Annotated in this window: 17 protein-coding genes, 1 rRNA gene and 1 riboswitch; of the genes, 11 read left to right on the forward strand and 7 right to left on the reverse strand. The window is 49.1% G+C overall.

Going from position 1 to position 18994, the window contains the following annotated elements:
* From rrf to P9B68_RS03460, 3 genes are all read left to right on the forward strand, one after another.
* Positions 1–100: ribosomal RNA gene (gene rrf / locus P9B68_RS03450) — 5S ribosomal RNA — on the forward strand; the annotation flags it as partial.
* 130 nt (positions 101–230) lie between these two features.
* Positions 231–332: riboswitch (purine riboswitch) on the forward strand.
* 52 nt (positions 333–384) lie between these two features.
* Complete coding sequence (locus P9B68_RS03455) at positions 385–1347, forward strand: EamA family transporter (protein WP_277668455.1); 963 nt, start codon at positions 385–387, stop codon at positions 1345–1347.
* 248 nt (positions 1348–1595) lie between these two features.
* Positions 1596–2573, forward strand: coding sequence for a Gfo/Idh/MocA family protein (locus tag P9B68_RS03460; protein ID WP_277668456.1), 978 nt, complete (start codon positions 1596–1598; stop codon positions 2571–2573).
* 61 nt (positions 2574–2634) lie between these two features.
* Here the strand turns inward: P9B68_RS03460 and P9B68_RS03465 are convergent, their stop codons facing one another.
* The gene (locus P9B68_RS03465; protein ID WP_135660664.1) at positions 2635–3129 is read right to left on the reverse strand and encodes a MarR family winged helix-turn-helix transcriptional regulator; all 495 of its coding nucleotides are present in this window, start codon (positions 3127–3129) and stop codon (positions 2635–2637) included.
* A gap of 270 nt (positions 3130–3399) precedes the next feature.
* Between P9B68_RS03465 and P9B68_RS03470 the strand changes: the two genes are divergently transcribed.
* From P9B68_RS03470 to P9B68_RS03490, 5 genes are all read left to right on the forward strand, one after another.
* Positions 3400–4221 (forward strand): hypothetical protein, encoded by an 822-nt coding sequence (locus P9B68_RS03470; RefSeq protein ID WP_277668457.1) that lies wholly within the window; start codon positions 3400–3402, stop codon positions 4219–4221.
* Positions 4222–4260: 39 nt separating this feature from the next.
* Positions 4261–5628: an efflux RND transporter periplasmic adaptor subunit gene (locus P9B68_RS03475; protein WP_135660659.1), complete on the forward strand. Its 1368-nt coding sequence runs from the start codon at positions 4261–4263 to the stop codon at positions 5626–5628.
* Positions 5629–5641: 13 nt separating this feature from the next.
* A complete protein-coding gene (locus P9B68_RS03480) occupies positions 5642–6376 on the forward strand; it encodes an ABC transporter ATP-binding protein (protein ID WP_277668458.1) in 735 nt (244 codons plus the stop codon).
* Entirely contained in the window at positions 6367–7626 is a 1260-nt protein-coding gene (locus tag P9B68_RS03485) for an ABC transporter permease (RefSeq protein WP_135660655.1), read from the forward strand. Before P9B68_RS03480 ends, P9B68_RS03485 begins: the two co-directional genes overlap by 10 nt.
* Before the next feature lie 219 nt (positions 7627–7845).
* Positions 7846–8358 (forward strand): nitroreductase family protein, encoded by a 513-nt coding sequence (locus P9B68_RS03490; protein ID WP_135660653.1) that lies wholly within the window; start codon positions 7846–7848, stop codon positions 8356–8358.
* A 93-nt stretch (positions 8359–8451) separates the two neighbouring features.
* Here P9B68_RS03490 and gatB read toward each other — a convergent pair whose 3' ends face one another.
* The 6 genes from gatB to pdxR form a co-directional block, all read right to left on the reverse strand.
* On the reverse strand, positions 8452–9870 hold the full coding sequence (gene gatB, locus P9B68_RS03495) for an Asp-tRNA(Asn)/Glu-tRNA(Gln) amidotransferase subunit GatB (protein ID WP_135660651.1): 1419 nt from the start codon (positions 9868–9870) through the stop codon (positions 8452–8454).
* Positions 9867–11330 (reverse strand): Asp-tRNA(Asn)/Glu-tRNA(Gln) amidotransferase subunit GatA, encoded by a 1464-nt coding sequence (gene gatA, locus P9B68_RS03500; RefSeq protein WP_277668459.1) that lies wholly within the window; start codon positions 11328–11330, stop codon positions 9867–9869. Before gatA ends, gatB begins: the two co-directional genes overlap by 4 nt.
* Before the next feature lie 9 nt (positions 11331–11339).
* Entirely contained in the window at positions 11340–11618 is a 279-nt protein-coding gene (gatC, locus tag P9B68_RS03505) for an Asp-tRNA(Asn)/Glu-tRNA(Gln) amidotransferase subunit GatC (protein WP_135660647.1), read from the reverse strand.
* Positions 11619–11637: 19 nt separating this feature from the next.
* On the reverse strand, positions 11638–13389 hold the full coding sequence (gene aspS / locus P9B68_RS03510; RefSeq protein ID WP_277668460.1) for an aspartate--tRNA ligase: 1752 nt from the start codon (positions 13387–13389) through the stop codon (positions 11638–11640).
* 158 nt (positions 13390–13547) lie between these two features.
* Positions 13548–14765, reverse strand: coding sequence for a peptidase T (gene pepT, locus P9B68_RS03515; protein WP_277668461.1), 1218 nt, complete (start codon positions 14763–14765; stop codon positions 13548–13550).
* Positions 14766–14879: 114 nt separating this feature from the next.
* Positions 14880–16259, reverse strand: a complete 1380-nt coding sequence (gene pdxR, locus P9B68_RS03520) for a MocR-like pyridoxine biosynthesis transcription factor PdxR (protein WP_135660641.1) — start codon at positions 16257–16259, stop codon at positions 14880–14882.
* A 118-nt stretch (positions 16260–16377) separates the two neighbouring features.
* Here pdxR and P9B68_RS03525 point away from each other — a divergent pair, with 118 nt between their 5' ends.
* The 3 genes from P9B68_RS03525 (at position 16378) to P9B68_RS03535 (ending at position 18894) form a co-directional block, all read left to right on the forward strand.
* Complete coding sequence (locus P9B68_RS03525; RefSeq protein ID WP_135660639.1) at positions 16378–16908, forward strand: TIGR04002 family protein; 531 nt, start codon at positions 16378–16380, stop codon at positions 16906–16908.
* A gap of 12 nt (positions 16909–16920) precedes the next feature.
* Positions 16921–17493, forward strand: a complete 573-nt coding sequence (locus tag P9B68_RS03530; protein WP_135660637.1) for an ECF transporter S component — start codon at positions 16921–16923, stop codon at positions 17491–17493.
* Between the two features lie 87 nt (positions 17494–17580).
* Positions 17581–18894: a lipopolysaccharide biosynthesis protein gene (locus P9B68_RS03535; RefSeq protein ID WP_167875223.1), complete on the forward strand. Its 1314-nt coding sequence runs from the start codon at positions 17581–17583 to the stop codon at positions 18892–18894.
* Positions 18895–18994: the final 100 nt, after the last annotated feature.

Here is an 18994-nt window from a genome sequence, read left to right on the forward strand (position 1 = left end):
TGAGGGTCCACCCGTTCCCATTCCGAACACGGAAGTTAAGCTCATCGATGCCGAAGATACTTGGCTGGCAACGGCCCGGGACAATAGGAAGGTGCCAACACATAGCGATAGGGACGCCCGAAAGGATGTCCCTATGTTTTTGTTTTGCATCAATTTATACATGAAATTTTTTTAAACCCCGTGATGGGTTGACATAAACTTGCTTTTTCGGTATTATAAAATATGTGCTGTAAAAAAATAAAATAATTCCACGTATAACCCCGCAAATTGGTAGGGCGGGGGTTTCTACAGGGAGCCTTAACTTCCTAACTACGGATACTTTTATCGGTAGTTAGGATTTTTTTGTCTATTGAAAGCTTTTTACATAAATCAGGAGGGAAATGAATGAAGTATTACGTTTCAGTTTTTTTAGGAGCAATGAGTTATGGAATTTTATCAACGATCGTTGTGCTGGCCTATGGAGAAGGGTATCACCTCGGCGAGGTGGTAGGCTCCCAAATGTTCATGGGCTTCGTCTTGTCATGGCTGCTGGCATTTTTTATCAAAATGAAAGAACGGTATTGCCGCAGGAAGGGCGCCTTGTCAACATCCTGCGGTTCTGCTAAGGCTTTAACATGGAAAAATCGGCTGCTCCTTATGCTGGCCGGAACGGCGACCGTTGCAACCAGTTTGGTATACTATCAATCACTCCGCTACAATTCAGCGTCGCTGGCGGTCGTGCTACTATTCCAGTTTACGTGGATGACTACACTAATTCAGGCGGTTTCCAGGCGTCAGCGGCCTAATCGCGTCATGATACTGACGCTGCTGATTCTTCTTGGAGGAACCGTGTTTGCTGCCGGATTACTGGAACAGGGTTCAACGCACCTAAGCATGCCAGGGATCGTGTTGGGGCTTCTTTCGGCAGTCACTTACACCCTGTTCGTGTTGTTTAACGGAAAAGCCGTGCCGGACGCCCATCCCGCTTACCGTAGCGCCTGGATGATAACCGGAGCATTCACCGTTCTCTGTATTGTTTTTCCGCCGCGCTTTTTGTTTCAGGGCTTTTTTGGTGGGAAATTGATGTTATTCGGTTTCCTATTAGGAACATTCGGGGCTTTTATTCCACCTTTATTATATGCCTTCGGGGTGCCGCACATCGGTGAGAGTATGGCCGGTATTTTAGGGGCTGTGGAGCTTCCGGTTGCTGTATTTATGTCTTCCACCGTTTTACACGAGCAGGTCAGTTTTGTGCGGTGGGCCGGAGTCGCCTTGATTTTATTCGGCGTGATGTTCCCTAAACTGCATACGTTAAAACAAAATCGGGATACTTCCCAGTTAAAAACAAAAGCCCATAAGTCCGTATAGAAAACAAAATTTGTTTCAGAAGTCTGGAAACCCGCCCTTTTTTGGGGCGGGTTTTTCGGTACAAAACTGAAATGTGTATGGGAGTAAATTTCTTTTTTCTCGAACCGATATACTATAGGAACGATTCCCTTATCCGGCTGAGAACAATAAATCCTCGACTGGACATCCTGTTTCCGCAAGGGTACTGGATCGCTCTTTCGTAAGCATACGTTTATAAAATGCGAATTTCACAGTTAGGAGAATGCATCATGGTACGAATCGGAATTGTAGGTACGGGCAATATGGGAGCCGTACATCGCAGCAATTATGCCCTTATGGATGACTGTCAGGTTGTTGCGGTGGTAGGGAAATCTTCCCGGGGAAAAGAGAGGGCGAAGGAGTGGGGATTGCCGGTGTATGACTCCATTTCCGAGATGGTTCAGCAGGAAACGATCGACCTGGTAGATATCTGTACGCCGACTTTCCTGCACAAACAGCAGGTCATGGAAGCGCTGGAACTGAAAAAGCACGTTATCTCGGAAAAGCCGCTTGCCCTTTCAAAAAAGGACGCGGAAGAAATGTATCGTACTGCTTCGGAAAAGGGGGTACAGCTATACGTAGCACAAGTGCTGCAGTTTACGAAAGAAACAGAGATATTGCGCAATCTGGTGCAAAGCGGGGTATACGGTTTGGCATTGGACGCGCAGTTTGAGCGCCTTTCGGCTTGCCCGCGCTGGTCGCAGGGAGGATGGCTGTTCGACAGGGAAAAAAGCGGCCTTTTGCCGTTTGACCTGCATATTCATGATCTTGACCTGATGGTCAGCCTGTTTGGAAAACCGGAGGCTTTTTCCTATACCAGCTGCGCCGGCAGGGGAAGAGATTATCCGGAGCATTGCCGCTTTCTGTATTCCTATAAAGACCGGAATGTTTGCGCCGAAGCGGCATGGCTGCATGCGGATATTCCCTTCATAGCCCGATGGAGGGTCTATTTTGAAAACGCAATGGTCATCTATGATGGAACGCGGGTTACAGCATATTTGTTAGCTCACGAACCGCTCGTGCTGGTTGCAGAGGATAAAGTGCAAACGGACCGAAAGAAAGCCCTGTCCGACGGATGGTATTACAGGGAATTGAGCCATTTTATCGAGTGCGTAAAAAATGGTGTCCCTTCTCCCTATGTCCGACGCGAACAGGTGCTCACGGTTCTGGATATACTTGAAAACATTGCAAGGGATATTCCTTCGTAATTTCATATCGTTTGTTGTTAAATGGAAAAAGCGCCCGTTATCCGGACGCTTTCCTTTATACCTATATTTTTGCTTCTACACGGGGTTCCGTATTTCGCGTTTGCCCTTTTCCCGGCATAATTTTTTTCACAATGCTTTTGATTGTCTGCGTAGCTTCTATCAGCGCGGCTTTGTCTTCTTCGGAAATTTGCTTAAACTGTAACCGGAGAAGCTCGACCGCCTGCTGCGTTGATTTTTGTATTTGGACGCGCCCGAACTTAGTTAGCTGGATGAGAACAAGGCGGCGGTTCGTTTTATCTTCCACCCGTTCCACATACCCCTTCTCCACCAACGCATTGATGATTTTGGTCATATGCTGCTTGGAAATATCCATTTCGGTTGAAAGCTGTGTCATACTGAGCAGTTCCCTTGACTCCAAAATGCGGATTGCGCGAACCTGCGTAGGGGTAAGATTGCCCAGCGACTTTTGTTCGATCGGCCGTAAGAAGGTTTCGTTAATCTGCGGAACAATGCTTAATAAAGCGGCAATCAGCTCGTTAAAGTTTGCGGAATCCATCTATATTCACCTGCCGGTTGTGTTTATTTGCTTACGTATTATAGACTTAAAGTAAACAAATGTCAATAATTAACTTTTTGTTAACTTTCAACCATGGTTTACTTTCCTATTTACTTTGAAAAATAAATGCGCTATACTACAATACACTGGAGGAAAAATACGACATAAAGAGGTGATTTCTTGTGAAAGGAGTGGGGTAGCCATACTGTTTTACAGGAAAAGGACTGAACACGAATTTTTATCTCATCCATGAAAGGAAGGGTATCGAATATGAAAAAAGCCGTCAGTTTTCTTATCATGTTTGCGTTTGTGTTGTCCATCACGGTTCCGGCGTATGCAAAAACAAAATCGGAAACCGTTACCGTATCGCTGGACAAAATAGAGGATCTTCTGATAAACCCAACCAGTGAAGAACTGCTAAACGCTCAGCTGCTATACCTCACCTGCTGCAATGACGCGCTGAAAACTGCTACCAATGCCAATACATATGACAGCAAGGCGCAGGAACTGGCCATTGCAGAAAAAAAGCTGGAACTTGGCTATATCTCCCAGAAGGAGTATGAAGACATAGCAAAAAGCTTGAAAGATACGTCCACCAGCCAGGTAACGGATACCAACACCCGCGCCCAGAACCTGCTGAGCCTTCGGCATATGTTCGGTTTGGACGACGATGACAAGATGATCGTTAAGGCGGCGGACTACAGCAAAATTAACCTTAATAAAATCAATAACGCAAGCTATAAGAGAGATTTAAAGGACAATGATTTGAATGACCTTTCCGGCAGCGACGCGACCGACACGGAGCTTACAGGGAAAGTGGAAGCGTTAAAGCGTTCGTATGACGCCTTATATCAGGCCAGCCTGACGTATCAGACTTCGCTGGCGGATTACCAGAAGAAAGAGGCTGACGCCAAGCTGACGCAGTCCAAGTACCAGCAGGGATACGCAACCAAACAGGAGGTTGACGATATTAACCGGGAGCTTTCCACAATGAAAATCACGGTGGATATAAACAGGAATAATCTGTACGCCGCATATTTGAAATATGATTTCCTGCGCAATAACCCCGACGAATATCAATCCTTTCATTAATGAGTAGAATGGTGTTCGTTGAATAGGAGTATTTTAGGGATGAAATTGAATATTTTCAGTAAATTGTTCGGTAAATTGAACTTCAAAAAAATTAAAAAGAAAAAACGTTTTCTTATACTTGGCGTTCTTATACTTGTTGTAGTGGGATTTTTTACGCTGAATAAACCGGCTGCCGGCAAAGAGATGGGGCTGGCGAAAACCAGCACGACGGTGCTGCAAAAAGGGAACCTTCGGGATACCGTGAATGTGTCCGGAACGGTAAAAAGCAAAACGTCCAAAAATGTTTATACAACGCTGACCTTTCCGATAAAGGAAGTAAAAGTCGAGGTAGGGGATAAGGTGAAAGCCGGTGACGTACTGGCGATTTTGGATACCTCTACGCTGGATAAGGAATTGGAAAGCGCCAAATCTAGTACAGATTCCGTGGAGGCGACCAATAAGCTCACTCTTGAAAAGGCAAAAGCGGATTATGACAATGCCCTTTATCAGTACAAAAACAACCTGAACAGCGAGCTGATTAATGCGAAATCGGCTGTCGATGCCGCCCAGCAGGATCTGAAAGCAGCACAGAATAGCTATAATTACAATAAATTTATGTATGATCAGGGGCAGCTTTCCAAAATGGCGCTGGATCAGGAACAGATCAAGCTGCAAAATGCGCAGAATGCATATGACAAAGCTGTTGTTAACTTGAAAGCTACACAAAATAAGGTGCAGCAGGATTTGCAGACAGCGAAAAATACATATGAAGCCACGTTGGCGAAATCAAAGGACAAGAGCCAGCGAATTACTTTGGAAAAGCAGCAGAAAACCTTGCAGGATTCCATTATCAGGGCGCCTGTGGACGGTACCGTTACCGCTTCCAATGCAACCGTCGGCTCCACGCCAAATGGCGCTCTGTTTACCATTGACGACACAGACAATTTAAAGGTAATCGCGGAAGTGAAGGAATTCGATATCGGTAGGGTTGCTGTTGGCAAAAAAGTGGATATTAAGACAGACTCCACCGGAGATAAGGTTTTTTCCGGCGTCGTAACGAAAATCGCCCCTGCGGCAACGGCCAGCACACAGGGAACCAGCAACGTTACTTTCTCGACCGAGATTACGATTACTGACAAAAGCAAGGAAATCAAAATTGGAATGAAGGCGCGTATGAATATTATTATCAATGAAAGAACCGATGTTTACACCGTTCCTTACGATGCTGTACAGTACAAGGAAGACGGCAGCGCGTTCGTATACACAGCGGTAAAGGAAAAGGACGTTTACGTAGCCAAGGAGCTGCCGGTTAAAACCGGGCTTGCCAACGATATTTCCATTGAAATTTCCGGTCCCGGCGTCAAAGACGGGGTGCAGGTTGTCAGCAATCCGGATAATATAAAAGCCGGTTCCCCTCTAAACCTGTAAAGGGGGCTGAGGTATGAGCGGTAAAGTAATTATTGATATGCAGCACATCGTAAAAAATTTTTACATCGGGACACCGAACGAGCTGCATATTATTAAGGATATCAGCTTGACGGTAAACGAAGGGGATTTCGTATCGATCGTCGGCGCTTCCGGTTCCGGTAAAAGCACCCTGATGAATATGATCGGTGTGCTGGATCGCCCCACTTCGGGGGAATATGTGCTGGACGGTATTCCGGTTGCACAAATGTCGGACAATGAAATGTCCGACGTTCGCAATCGGAAAATCGGGTTTGTGTTTCAGACCTATAACCTGATTCCCCGCAGCAGCGCATTGAAAAACGTGGAGCTGCCGATGCTGTATGCGGGCGTGGACAGAAAGATGCGCACAAGGCGCGCTAAAGAGCTGCTCGATCTGGTCGGAATGAAGGAGAGAATCCACCATAAGCCCAATGAGCTGTCCGGCGGACAGAAGCAGAGGGTGGCCATCGCAAGGGCGCTTGCAAACGATCCGGCAATGATACTGGCGGATGAACCCACCGGCGCGCTGGATTCTTCAACCGGCCGCATGGTCATGGATCTTCTGCATAAGGTTCATAAAGAAGGCGGCAAGACGATCGTCCTGATTACCCACAACAATGATTTGGCCTCCGAAACAGAACGGATTATAACCATTAAGGACGGGATGATCATATCCGACGTTTCCAATAAGCCGAAGCAGGAAGAAAAGGTGGAAGCTTCATGTTCCTGAAAGAAAACATACTTCTTGCGATTGCAGGATTAAAATCAAATAAAGTCCGGGCGTTGCTTACCATGCTCGGCATCATCATCGGCATCGGCTCGGTCATTGCCATCGTTACCATCGGAAATGCGGTAACTTCCAGCGTGTCGGATACGTTCTCGTCCATGGGCGCCAACAATATCATGGTGAACGTGGCGGAGCGGGACGACCAGGATGGCAGGGGCCCGAGCGGAAAAATCGACGATGACGATTTAATCTCCCTGGAACAGCTGGAGCGGTTTCAGGAGCGGTACGCTGATCAGATCGGCGCGCTGTCGGTTACGTGCGGCGGGGGCAGCGGCAAGGTAAAGGATGGTCGGCTGTACGCAAATGTAAGCATTGAGGGCGCAAACGAAGGCACCAAGGAAATTAGTAATATAAAAATGCTCAAGGGTCGCTTTCTGAAGGCGAAGGACGTCAATGCCATGCGCAAGGCGGCGGTTGTATCGGATAAGCTGGTACACAATATCTTCAAGGATAAAACGGACCCACTAGGAAAGGAAATCAATATCTACAAGGATGACGGCGTTGATTCCTATACGATCGTCGGCGTGTACAAGTACGAGCAGAACGCCTTTCAGGGAGGGGGGCAGACCGCTTCGGATAAGGATATCAGCACCACGCTGTACATTCCCGTTACGGTCGCGCAACAGACGGCGGAAAATAAGAATTTCCAGTACTTTATGGTAAAATCGAAGCCGACCGTCGACACAGCCGTATTCGCGGATACCGTGCAGAAGTACTTTGACGGGCTTTATGCCAACAATGAGAAATACACTTGCCAGATTCAGAATATGGAAAGTTATTTGGAACAAGCTACCTCTACACTAAATACCATTTCCGTCGCTGTTGCGGCGATCGCGGCGATTGCGCTTTTGGTAGGCGGAATCGGCGTAATGAATATCATGCTGGTTTCCGTAACCGAAAGGACGCGCGAAATCGGTACCCGCAAGGCGCTGGGCGCGCGAAGCATTTATATTAAAATGCAGTTCATCGTGGAATCGATTATCATTTGTGTAATCGGTGGAATTATCGGCGTGCTTTTAGGAATAGGGTTAGCGTCCATCGGCGTGAACCTGCTCCATGCCACCTTAAAGATTTCCATACCGGTCATCATCATCAGCGTGGGCTTCTCCATGTGCATCGGCATATTTTTTGGCTACTACCCCGCAAGCAAGGCGGCGAAGCTCGATCCGATCGAAGCACTGCGTTACGAATAACCAAGCAAAAGGCGGGCGCATTTGCACCCGCCTTTGAACTTGTTTTCCATTGGCAGGGCGGAAATTTACACCGCTCTGCGCTTTTTTTTGCTTACTCCTGATTTTATAATATATTCAAAAAATGTAATTGCGAAAAGAGAGCAGCTACGCTATAATGGTAACAATTATAACTTGGAAAAGCGCGCCGGGGATGCGCGCGAGTAAAGGAGGAAATAGAAAATGTCATACAACCGCGTTATTGAAACATTGCTCGAACGGCGCTCTGTCCGCTCCTACCGGCCGGAACAGGTTTCAGAAGAAGAGCTGGCCGATATTCTGCATGCAGCAAAATATGCACCAACGGCAAGGGGGCTTCAAGCGAGGCATTTTACCGTTATTCAGAATAAGCAGTTCCTTGCGGAAATCGCTGCCGCAGCTACTGGAAACGAAAACGATTCCCCGTTCTATCATGCGCCGACGGTCATTGTGCTCTCCGCTCCGCAGGAGGCGAAGTATGGGCGCGAGGACTGTGCCTGTGCAATTATGAATATTATGCTTGCTGCCGAGGCGCTGGGGATTGGCACGTGCTATATCTGTTCCGCTTTGGATGCTTTGCGGAGCGACAAAATTCTTAGCCGTCTGAAGCTGCCGGAGGGGTATGTCCCATATGGCAGCGTTGCGGTAGGTTACGCAAAGGAGCACGCGGCGCCTCCCAAGGAACGCTGCACCGACGACATCAGTTATATTCAGTAAAGCATTGAAAAACGGGGGCGCCGCAATCGGCGCCCCCGTTCTCTTATATTTCTTAACTTTCCGGCTGCCGGCGGATGATTCCGCGCGGCAGTTTTATTTTTTAATAAGCTGGACCAGAAGCTTCTCCGCTTCGATTGCATCTGCTTTTCCTCGTGTAGCCTTCATTACGGTGCCCAGAATGGCCTTCAGGGCTTTTTCTTTGCCGCCAAGGTAATCGGATACCGCGTTTTGATTCGCGGAAATTGCTTGTTCGCAGGCGGCTCTGAGCGCATCCGGATCCAAGCCGCCCATATCGCTTTCGCTGATCAGTTCACTAGGTTTTTTTCCGGTGTCGAGCATTTTTTCAAGCGTAGCCTTTAATAGGTTCATCCGAATTTTTCCTTCATCCAAAAGGCGTACCAGAGCGTTCAGATTTTCAGGTGTTACCTTTACCGAGAAGTTTTCTTTCGCGCCTTCGCCTTCCAGACGGCTGAACATCTGGCCGATTATGCAGTTTGCGACGGTTTTCGGATTCTTTACGCCCTTTATGGCCGCTTCAAAATATTCGGAGATCCTGCGGTACTGCGTCAAGAGCAGGGCGTCGGCTTCCGGAAGCCCAAGTTCTTCCATATAGCGTTTCGCCTTTTGCTGCGGAAGTTCGGGAAGTTTTTTCTTAAGCTCGCTGATCATTTCCTCCGATACCTGAATGGTGACCAGATCCGGCTCGCGGAAATAGCGGTAGTCATGCGCGTCCTCTTTGCCGCGCATGCTTTCGGTGCTTTCTTCCTCTTCGTTATAGCGCCGCGTTTCCTGCACAACTTGTTCTCCGCTTTCCAAAAGGTCAATCTGGCGGTTTATTTCATAATCCATCGCTTTTGCCATGTGGGCGAAAGAGTTCATATTTTTGATTTCGGTCCGTGTACCGAATTCCTCCGACCCCACCGGGCGTACGGATATGTTTACGTCGCAGCGCATGGAGCCTTCCTGCATTTTGCAGTCGGAAACGCCGATAAAACGCATGATGAGCTGCAATTTTTCAAGGTATTCCTTCGCTTCGTCAATGCTGCGGATGTCCGGCTCCGAAACAATCTCAATCAGCGGCACGCCGCCGCGGTTGTAATCCACATAGGTGTTGCTGCGCTGATGGACCAGCTTACCGGCGTCCTCTTCAATATGGATTCTTGTCAGCCGGATTTTCCGGCCATTGCTCAGTTCCACCCAGCCGTTTTTGCACAGCGGCATGTCGTACTGGGAAATTTGGTACGCTTTTGGCAAGTCCGGGTAGACATAGTTTTTACGGTCCATTTTGGAAATGCGGCTGATTTCGCAGTTCGTTGCAAGACCGGCCAAAATTGCGTACTCCACCACCCGTTTGTTCAGCTTTGGCAGCGTGCCGGGAAGCCCAATGCAGATGGGGCAGCAGTGCGTGTTCGGCTCGCCGCCGAATTCGGTGGTGCAGGAACAGAAAATTTTCGTTTTGGTAGCGAGTTCAATATGTGTTTCCAGTCCGCAGACCAGTTCATACTTTGTCATAGCTTAACCCCCATTTCCGCCGTGCGGAACATCTGGCCGTCTGTGGCAATTTCATACTGGTGCGCGACATTCAGGATGGTTGCCTCGCAGAAGCGGTTGCCGATCAGTTGCATGCCGATCGGAAGCCCGGCAGTGTCAAACCCGCAGGGAATGGAAACAGCGGGGAGCCCGGCAATATTCACTGGAACGGTGCAGATATCCGTCTGATAGGTTTCGACTGCGTCCTTCGCTGTGAAATTCAGCGGAAAGGCGGTCATGGGGACGGTGGGCGCCAGCATGACATCACATTTTTGGAACGCGTCTTCAAACGCTTTGATCAGCTCGCCGCGCAGGTTCTGCGCCTTTTTATAGTAAGCGTCGTAATACCCGGCGCTCAACACATAAGTGCCGAGCAGAATCCGGCGCTTCACTTCTTTTCCAAAGCCCTCGTTGCGTGTTTTGCACACCATTTCGTTGCGGTCGGCGTAATGGGCGGTTTTGTAGCCGTAGCGAATGCCGTCGTAACGTCCCAGATTGGAGGAAGCCTCCGCACAGGCCAGAATATAGTACACCGGCAGGCTGTATTTCAAAGAGGGCATATCAAAATAGACAATCTGTGCCCCCAGCGATTCGAAAACCTTAATTGCGTTTTGTATCGCGCTGTTCACGTCGTCTCGGATGCCGTTGAAATATTCCTTCGCAATGCCGATTTTTCTGCCCTTGATGCTGTTTTTTAGGCTTTCGCAGACCGGCGCGTTGACTTTTCCGCGCGAAGTGGAATCTTTTTCATCATAGACCGAAATAGTGTCGTAAACGATGGCAGCGTCTTCCACGTTCTGCGTAATCGGTCCGATCTGGTCGAAGCTCGACGCATAGGCGATCAGGCCGTAGCGCGAAACCGCGCCGTAGGTCGGCTTTAGGCCGGTCAGCCCGCAGAAGCTGGCGGGCTGGCGGATGGAGCCGCCGGTGTCGGAACCCAGCCCGTAAACGGCAAGATTGCCGCCGACTGCCGAAGCGACGCCGCCGGAGCTTCCACCCGCGACGCGGGACGTGTCGTGCGGATTCAAAGCGCCGCCGAAGCAGGAGGTTTCACAGGAAGAGCCCATGGCGAACTCATCCATGTTTGTCTTGCCGAGCAGAACGGCATTCTGCTTTTGCAGCAATTCCCAAACCGTCGCGTCATAGATCGGCACATAACCGGTCAGAATTTTGGAACAACAGGTTGTTTCGATTCCCTTTGTGGAAATATTGTCCTTGAGGGTCATCGGAATCCCTTCCAAAGGGAGAAGGGGTTCGCCGGACGCAATTTTCCGGTCGACGCGTTTTGCCGTTTCAAGTGCCGTTTCCGGAGTGAAGCGGACGTAGGCGTTGATTTTTTGATTGTCCTTTTCCATTGCCTCAAGGTAGGCCTTTGTAAGCTCTAGGCAGCTAATCTGCCCGGAAGCCATCTGTTCGCTTAGTTTTTTAATCCGACTTTCCATCCGTACCTCCTACATGCGTTTTTTAACCAGAAAATATCCCTCGTCCTGGCTTTCCGCGTTTTTAAGAATTTCCTCCCGGTCATAAGAAGGAACGACAATATCCTCACGGAAGGCATTGGACAGGCCGTTGATATTATCAAAATCGGTTGCCTGCGGGCAGGCGTCGTTAATGGTATTGGCAAAGCCGATAATCTCATTCATATCCTTTGTAAGCTCGTCTAATTCTTCGGGGCTGACGGAAAGCTTCGCCAGATTTGCAATATTCAGGATGTCTTCATGCGTGACCATAAAAATGCCTCCTTCGGCTTTACTTTCTCAGGCGGATATGCACTTCGCGCAGCTGCCGCTCGGTTACCTCGTTCGGCGCGCCCATCAATACGTCCTGCGCGTTAGAATTCATCGGGAAAGCGATAACTTCGCGGATGTTTTCCTCGCCGGTAAGCAGCATAATCATGCGGTCCACGCCCGGCGCCATACCCGCGTGCGGCGGCGCGCCGTACTGGAAGGCGTGATAAAGCGAAGTGAACTTATTTTTAATGTCTTCTTCCGTATAGCCGGCAATTTCAAAGGCTTTCACCATGATTTCCAGGTCGTGGTTGCGAACTGCGCCGGAAGAAAGCTCAACGCCGTTGCAGACAATGTCGTACTGGTAGGCAAGGATATCCTCCGGCTTTTTGTTCAGAAGCGCGTCCATACCGCCCTGCGGCATGGAAAACGGGTTGTGGGTGAAGACATAATTGCCGGTTTCCTCATCGATTTCATACATGGGGAAGTCAACGATGAAGCACAACTGATAGGAATCCTTGTCAATCCGGTTCAGCCGTTCACCAAGCTCGGTGCGGATTTGCCCGGCAAACTTCGGCGCGTTTTCGCGGTCGTCTGCAATAAAGAAAATGACGCAACCGGGTTTTAGCCCTGCGCGGCGGATAAGCTCTGCACGGTCTTCCTCGGACAGGTATTTGTTGATTGGGCCTTTATATTCGTTTTCACCGGTTACGCTGATGTAGCCGAGCCCCTTCATGCCGATATCTGTTGCAAATTTCAGCATGTTCTCAAAGAAGCTCTTCGGCTGGGAAACGCAGTCCGGCACGTTGATTGCCCGGACGGTTTTGCCCTTAAACGGGGCAAAGTCCGTGTTTTCAAATAAATCGGAAATATCGATGATTTCCAGCGGATTGCGCAGATCCGGTTTGTCTGTGCCGTATTTCAGCATGGCTTCCTGGAACGGAATGCGCGGAAACGGCGCTTTGGATACGGTTTTATCGGAAAATTTCGAAAATGTCTCGCTCAGAACTTCCTCCGCAACGGAGAAAACATCCTCCTGCGTGGCAAAGGCCATTTCGAAGTCCAGCTGATAAAATTCGCCCGGAGAACGGTCCGCGCGGGCGTCCTCGTCCCGGAAGCAGGGCGCAATCTGGAAATAGCGGTCAAAGCCGGATACCATCAGAAGCTGCTTGAAAATTTGCGGAGCCTGCGGCAGCGCGTAGAATTTGCCCGGGTGCTTCCGGCTTGGAATCAGGTAATCGCGCGCGCCTTCCGGAGATGAAGCGGAAAGAATCGGGGTTTGGATTTCCAGAAAGCCCAGCTCCGTCATCTTGTTACGCAGAAAGGAAAGAATCTGCGAACGCAGAACAATATTTTTGTGCACCTTCGGGTTGCGCAAATCAAGGAAGCGGTACTTTAAGCGAAGATCCTCCTTGGTTTCTTTCGACATTTCCACCTCAAACGGCAGGTTGGAAAGCGATTTGCCCAGAACGGTGAGCGAAGTTACCTTCACTTCCACAGTACCGGTCTTTATTTTGGGATTAATGGTATCCTGGTCACGCAGCACGACTTTACCGGCGGCGGAAACAGTGGATTCTTTTGTGACATTATTCAGCAGATTATTGTCGTAGATGACGATCTGAACGATGCCGTAATGGTCACGCAGATCGACGAATTTTACGCCGCCGTGGTCGCGGATATTTTCGACCCAGCCTGCGACGCGTACTTCGCGGCCAATGTCATTCTCGCTGATTTCACCGCACAGATGCGTGCGATATTGGTTGACACAAATCATAATCCCATAGTCCCCTTTAGCATTTCTATATTATAAAACAAAATTATACCATAAAGTACCTTGCGCTTCAATGAAAATTCAATAATCTTCGGGAAAAAAGCAACTGCACTTTATCACTTTACTATATCATATTTTTGAATAAAATGCGATACAAAAATTCAAAATGCTTTCAAGATATTAATTATTACTTCGACCATGCTGTCCATTGCCTGTACCGGGATGTACTCGAAACGGCCGTGGAAATTGTGCCCGCCGGTGGAAAGGTTGGGACAGGGCAGCCCCATAAACGACAGGCGCGCGCCATCCGTTCCGCCCCGGATCGGCACGATTTCCGGCTCCACGCCCGCGTCGCGCATGGCTTTCTTTACCCGGTCGATGATGTGCATATGCAGTGAGATTTTTTCCTTCATATTATAGTAGGAATCCTTTAGGTTCAGTTCAACCGTATTTTTCCCGTATTTTTCATTCAGGTACACGGCGATTTTCTCGAAACGGGCTTTCTTTTCGGTGAATTTGTCCATGTCATGGTCGCGGATTATATAGTGGAGGACTGCCTTTTCTTCGTCGCCTTCCATGTGGCACAGGTGATGGAAGCCTTCGTAACCTTCCGTGCAGGAAGGAATTTCGTTCGGCGGAAGCATGGAATTGAATTCTATCGCCATGAGCTGTGCATTTTTCATCCGGTTTTTCGCGTCGCCCGGATGAATGTTTACGCCGTTAACCGTTACGACGGCGGACGCCGCGTTAAAATTCTCGTACTCGATTTCGCCCAGCTTCCCGCCGTCCACCGTATAGGCAAAATCCGCTCCGAAGCGTTTTACGTCGAACCTGTCCGCCCCGCGCCCGATTTCCTCGTCCGGCGTAAAGGCAACCGCGATTTTTCCATGTTTTATTCCGCTGTTTTGCAACTGTTCGACGGCGGTCAGGATTTCCGCAATACCGGCCTTGTCGTCGGCGCCCAGAAGAGTGGTGCCGTCCGTCACAATCAGGTCCTTGCCTTTGTAATCCACAAGGCTTCCGAACTCCGCCGGGCTAAGGACAATATTGCGTTCCTTATTGAGCAGAATGTCGCCGCCGTCGTAATTTTTCACAATCCGGGCGTTGATATCCGCGCCCTTTGCGGAGGGGCTTGTATCCATATGGGCAATCAGCCCGATTACAGGCGTTTTTTCGCCGCAGTTGGCGGGGAGCGTGCCGTAAACGTAGCCGTCCTTGTCCATTTCGGCGTCGCTGATGCCGAGGGCTTTCATTTCCTCCACCAGCGCCTTTGCCAGCAGCTTTTGGTTGTCCGTACTGGGACAGCGGTCCTCCGGCGCATTCTCGTCCGAGGTCGTGTCAAAGGTCACATATTTTAATAATCTTTCATATGCTTTCATCCATTAATGCTCCTTTTGTCGGTATTTTTTTCTATTTTACTCCTTCGAATAGGAAATAACAATTCAGAGCTGCAAAAGTACATCCCTTCATGATTCGATTTCTATTTGCAATGGCTATAGGGCAAATTTCCATGCGCTTTTCAGGTACGCAACCGCATCTTCAATGTCATCAATGGGAATGCCCGCAAATCCGAGCATCACCTTTGGAAAACTGGAACCCTTTGCCGGCATAATGGCAACGCCCTGTTTTTCCGCGAGCTCGCACAGCTTCGCCGCGGTTTTATCGGTTTTTACCGTCAGGATTACACTAAGGAGGGTTTCTTCCAGCAGGATTTCAATTCGGTCTCCGAATGCGTTTTTTAAGGCCTTTATCAGCTGCGTGCTTTTTGCGGCGTAAAGCTTGCGCAGCCGCCGAAGTTGGCGCTCCATTTGCCCGCTTTTAATATAATTGCTCAGGGCGAGCTGTTCGGTTTTTGAAGCGGTTTGATTGTAGCGGTTTGCCCGCGCGCGGTAGCGTTCCAACAGCTTCGGGGGAAGCACCATGTATCCGATTCGGACGGAGGGCAGAAGCAGTTTGGAAAACGAACCAATATAGACGATCTGCTCCCCGTTCATGCCCTGCATAGCGGGGATGGGTCTGGCCTTATAGCGCAGTTCGCCGTTGTAGTCGTCCTCAATAATAATCGCTCCGGTTTCCTGCACCCAGTTTAACAACTCGTAGCGTCGGTTCATCGGAAGGCTCATCCCGGTTTGAATCCGGTTGGACGGACTGATAAACAATACTTTTGCTTCGCTTTCCTTTAGTGCGTCCATGCGGATCCCGCTCTCGTCGGAGGGGAGACGCACAACCGTCAGGCCACAATCGCCGAATACCTGTTCCGCCTGTAAAAAGCCGGGCTCTTCCATCGCAACGCGACGGCTGGTTTTGCCTAGCAGGCCGCACAGAATGGAAAGCAGCGGCTGCGTACCCGCGCCGATGACGATTTGCTCTGGGGCGGCGACAACGCCGCGCACGCCATAGCTGTACGCCGAAAGGGCTTCGCGCAGCGCCTGCTCGCCCTGGTGCTCGCCGTAGGAAGCTAAGACATCATGTCGGTTCAGCACGTCGCGGATATGGCGGCGCCAGGCTTTGAGGTCAATGTTTTCACTATCTACGCTGTCGCTTCCGAAATTGTAGCGGATTTTTGCGCGGCGGGTCGGATTCGGGCTGATCTGTACGGACTTCTGTCTTGCGGTTTCGTCGCGGACAGAGGTCAGCACGAAATATCCGCGCCGAGGGCGGGATTGAATGTATCCTTCCACGCTGAGCTGCTGATAGGCCGTTTCGACCGTCGTGCAGCTTAACTTCAAATCTTCCGCCAGTTTCCGTATGGAAGGGAGCCGGTCCCCTTTTTTCAGATGTCCCGCATGAATGGCAGACTGAATGGAAAGGTAGAGCTGCTGATACAGCGGCGTATCGGATTGATTATCTAAAAGAAGAAAGTCGTATGTCATGCTTTGCTCCTTGAACTGTACTGGTCAAATTTTTATAAACTGTATATTTTAATACGAACAGTTATCCGCTATTATTATAGCACAGCTTTAAAGCAGTTCAAGAAAAGGAGTGGTTTTTATGGAGACGAAACAATACAATACAAAAACCTATGTTTTGACGGCTTTGTTTGCCGCACTGATTTTTTTGGTTACAGCATATGTTCTTCACATTCCAACCCCGGCGACGGGCGGATATATCCATTTGGGCGACGCGGTGCTTTACCTTGCGGCAAGCGTCCTGCCTACGCCGCTTGCCGTTGCGGCGGGAGGAATCGGGGAGGCGCTGTCCGATGCGATGACCGGAAGCGTTGTTTACGCCCTTCCGACCTTCCTGATAAAATCGGCAATGGTTCTTTGCTTTGCTTCGGCGGGCAGGAAAATTGTTACGAAGCGGAATATTGCCGCTGCGGTTTTTGCAGGTGCTATCTGTGTCGGCGGATACTATCTTACGCAAGTGTTTCTCTACCACAGCTTTGTATCCCCGCTGGTGGAAATCCCCGCAAACCTGGTTCAGGCTGGTTCGAGCGCGGTTATTTATATTCTTGCCGGCAATGCGCTGGACAGGGTGAATATCAAAAACCGCCTCGGCGGGACGGAACTGCGTGGCTAAGGAGGACTTTTTATGAATATGCTGAAGAATAAAAAAACGACGGTAAGTATTGCCTTAACTGGGCTGATGGGTGCTTTGGTGCTGGTTGGAACCTATATGAATATCCCAATTCCTGTTTTGGGCGATAGAACGATGCTCAGTTTGGGAAATGTGTTCTGTATCCTGTCCGGCCTTGTGCTCGGGCCGCTTTACGGGGGTCTTGCCGCGGGAGTCGGTTCGTTTATTTTCGACATAACCGGAGGCTGGGCCTCCAGCGCGCCTTTTACGCTTGTCTTTAAATTTATCATGGCGTTTGTGTGCGGAACCATAGCAAACGGCGGGAAGCAGGCGAAGAAAAAACTTTCCCGCCTGATCATAGCCGCGGTTTCCGGGTCCCTTACCTATAGTATTTTGTACCTGACCAAATCCTATATTGAAGCGGTGCTTTTGGGAAATTCCGCACAGGCGATTCAGATGCTCCTAATAACCAAGGGCTGCGCAAGCCTGACCAATGCCATTATCGCGGACTGCGTGGCGGTCCCCTTATTCCTTGCCATCTCTAAGGCTCTGTTTGATTATAAAATTACCGGCCGCCTGCGGCAATAATTCCCCAAATATTGTTATCTTTCATCTGCCATGCTATAATATACCTTATGCATGTTTGTACAGATTAAGGTATTAGGAGTTTCGTTGATGAAAGATAAAAAAGAACCGAAAATCAGAAGTTCGATCGTGCGTGATGCACTCAGTACCTTCGGAACCACCCTTTTCGGCGCGGTTATGGGCTTTGTTTCCTCGCTTGTTATCACCGGCATTCTGGATCCGGCTTCCAAAGGGTATATTACCCAATTGCAGTATGTAGGCACGCTTTTGGTTACTTTCCTATCCATGAGCGTCAGCTCGGCGGTTATTTATTACACCTCTCGCTACGGCTTGAAAAATGTGAGAAAGGCGCTCACAACCATTTGTATCTGGATTATTGTGCTGATTGCCGTTGTGGGCTTTGCCAGCGTGTTCATCCTTCGGGACAGTTACTTTGCCGATACTCCGTTTCTTTACAGCGCGCTCGCCGTTGTTTACGGTGTCTTTTCCTTTTTATCCACGATTTACACCTGTGTTCTGCGCGGGGAAAATAAATTCAGCGCGTACAATATCATTACGCTGATTCAGCGGATTCTGACGACGGTTTTCGCGTTCAGCGTATTTTTCTGGAAAACGCCGATGGTGATTATCCTTTCCAGCATCCTGATTATGGTTGCGATGATTTTTATGTGCATTTTTGCACTTCGTCGCGGCCCGGAGCAAGAGATTCCGGAGGAAAACGACATTGTTGTCGGCGCCGGGGCGATTGTAAAATACAGCTTGAAATCCCATATTTCCAATATTTTGACTTACCTAAATACTTACGCCGCAAATTTTATTGTAAAGGGGTATTATAAAGTCGCTGCGCTCGGCGTTTATTCCTTTGCGTCCACTTTGATGGAGCAGGTTTGGCTCTTGCCGAATGCTGTCAGCATGGTCATCATGTCGCGGATTGCCGGAATGAGGGTACAGGAGGATAAGGTGAAGCTGACGCTGATGTCCTGTAAAATCGTGACCTATATCACTTTCATCTGTGCCTTTTTGCTGACTGTAGTCGCACAGGTTTTCGTACCGATTATATTTCCGAAATATATTGCGGCTGTTCCCGCGCTACGCATCCTGATTGTGGGTTCTATTTTTATCACTTACGCGAAGGTGCTTAATAATTCCATCGCGGCTTATGGCAAACCGGAATTGAACATTATCCCTACTGCCATCGGCGTGGCGTTTAACATCATCTTTAGTTTTTTGCTAATTCCCGGTTTGGGGATCAATGGCGCGGCATTGTCGACCTCTGTTTCCCTGACAGCGCAGGGGGTAACCTCCATTGTTATTTTCTGCCGTTTTACACAGACGCCGTTTTACAAGTTGCTTTTCCCCAGCAAGGAAGAAATTGCAATCGTAAAGCGGGTGCTGAAAAGATAAATACAGATTGTATTTATTTCTGAAATATTACAAAAAGTACTTACAAGCAAATTACAGAAGGTATAATTTAAGCCATAATATACAAAGCCGCTCCGCGTTT

This window comes from Caproiciproducens galactitolivorans (genome assembly GCF_029266045.1).
GTDB classification, from domain to species: domain Bacteria; phylum Bacillota; class Clostridia; order Oscillospirales; family Acutalibacteraceae; genus Caproiciproducens; species Caproiciproducens galactitolivorans.

Coding starts and splice junctions, on each gene's coding strand:
- P9B68_RS03535 (WP_167875223.1), top strand. CDS start 17,581: ATGAAAGATAAAAAAGAACCGAAAATCAGAAGTTCGATCGTGCGTGAT.
- gatC (WP_135660647.1), bottom strand. CDS start 11,618: ATGGTCACGCATGAAGACATCCTGAATATTGCAAATCTGGCGAAGCTT.
- aspS (WP_277668460.1), bottom strand. CDS start 13,389: ATGATTTGTGTCAACCAATATCGCACGCATCTGTGCGGTGAAATCAGC.
- P9B68_RS03525 (WP_135660639.1), top strand. CDS start 16,378: ATGGAGACGAAACAATACAATACAAAAACCTATGTTTTGACGGCTTTG.
- P9B68_RS03455 (WP_277668455.1), top strand. CDS start 385: ATGAAGTATTACGTTTCAGTTTTTTTAGGAGCAATGAGTTATGGAATT.
- gatB (WP_135660651.1), bottom strand. CDS start 9,870: ATGACAAAGTATGAACTGGTCTGCGGACTGGAAACACATATTGAACTC.
- P9B68_RS03475 (WP_135660659.1), top strand. CDS start 4,261: ATGAAATTGAATATTTTCAGTAAATTGTTCGGTAAATTGAACTTCAAA.
- P9B68_RS03490 (WP_135660653.1), top strand. CDS start 7,846: ATGTCATACAACCGCGTTATTGAAACATTGCTCGAACGGCGCTCTGTC.
- P9B68_RS03530 (WP_135660637.1), top strand. CDS start 16,921: ATGAATATGCTGAAGAATAAAAAAACGACGGTAAGTATTGCCTTAACT.
- P9B68_RS03485 (WP_135660655.1), top strand. CDS start 6,367: ATGTTCCTGAAAGAAAACATACTTCTTGCGATTGCAGGATTAAAATCA.
- P9B68_RS03480 (WP_277668458.1), top strand. CDS start 5,642: ATGAGCGGTAAAGTAATTATTGATATGCAGCACATCGTAAAAAATTTT.
- pepT (WP_277668461.1), bottom strand. CDS start 14,765: ATGAAAGCATATGAAAGATTATTAAAATATGTGACCTTTGACACGACC.
- P9B68_RS03460 (WP_277668456.1), top strand. CDS start 1,596: ATGGTACGAATCGGAATTGTAGGTACGGGCAATATGGGAGCCGTACAT.
- pdxR (WP_135660641.1), bottom strand. CDS start 16,259: ATGACATACGACTTTCTTCTTTTAGATAATCAATCCGATACGCCGCTG.
- P9B68_RS03470 (WP_277668457.1), top strand. CDS start 3,400: ATGAAAAAAGCCGTCAGTTTTCTTATCATGTTTGCGTTTGTGTTGTCC.
- P9B68_RS03465 (WP_135660664.1), bottom strand. CDS start 3,129: ATGGATTCCGCAAACTTTAACGAGCTGATTGCCGCTTTATTAAGCATT.
- gatA (WP_277668459.1), bottom strand. CDS start 11,330: ATGGAAAGTCGGATTAAAAAACTAAGCGAACAGATGGCTTCCGGGCAG.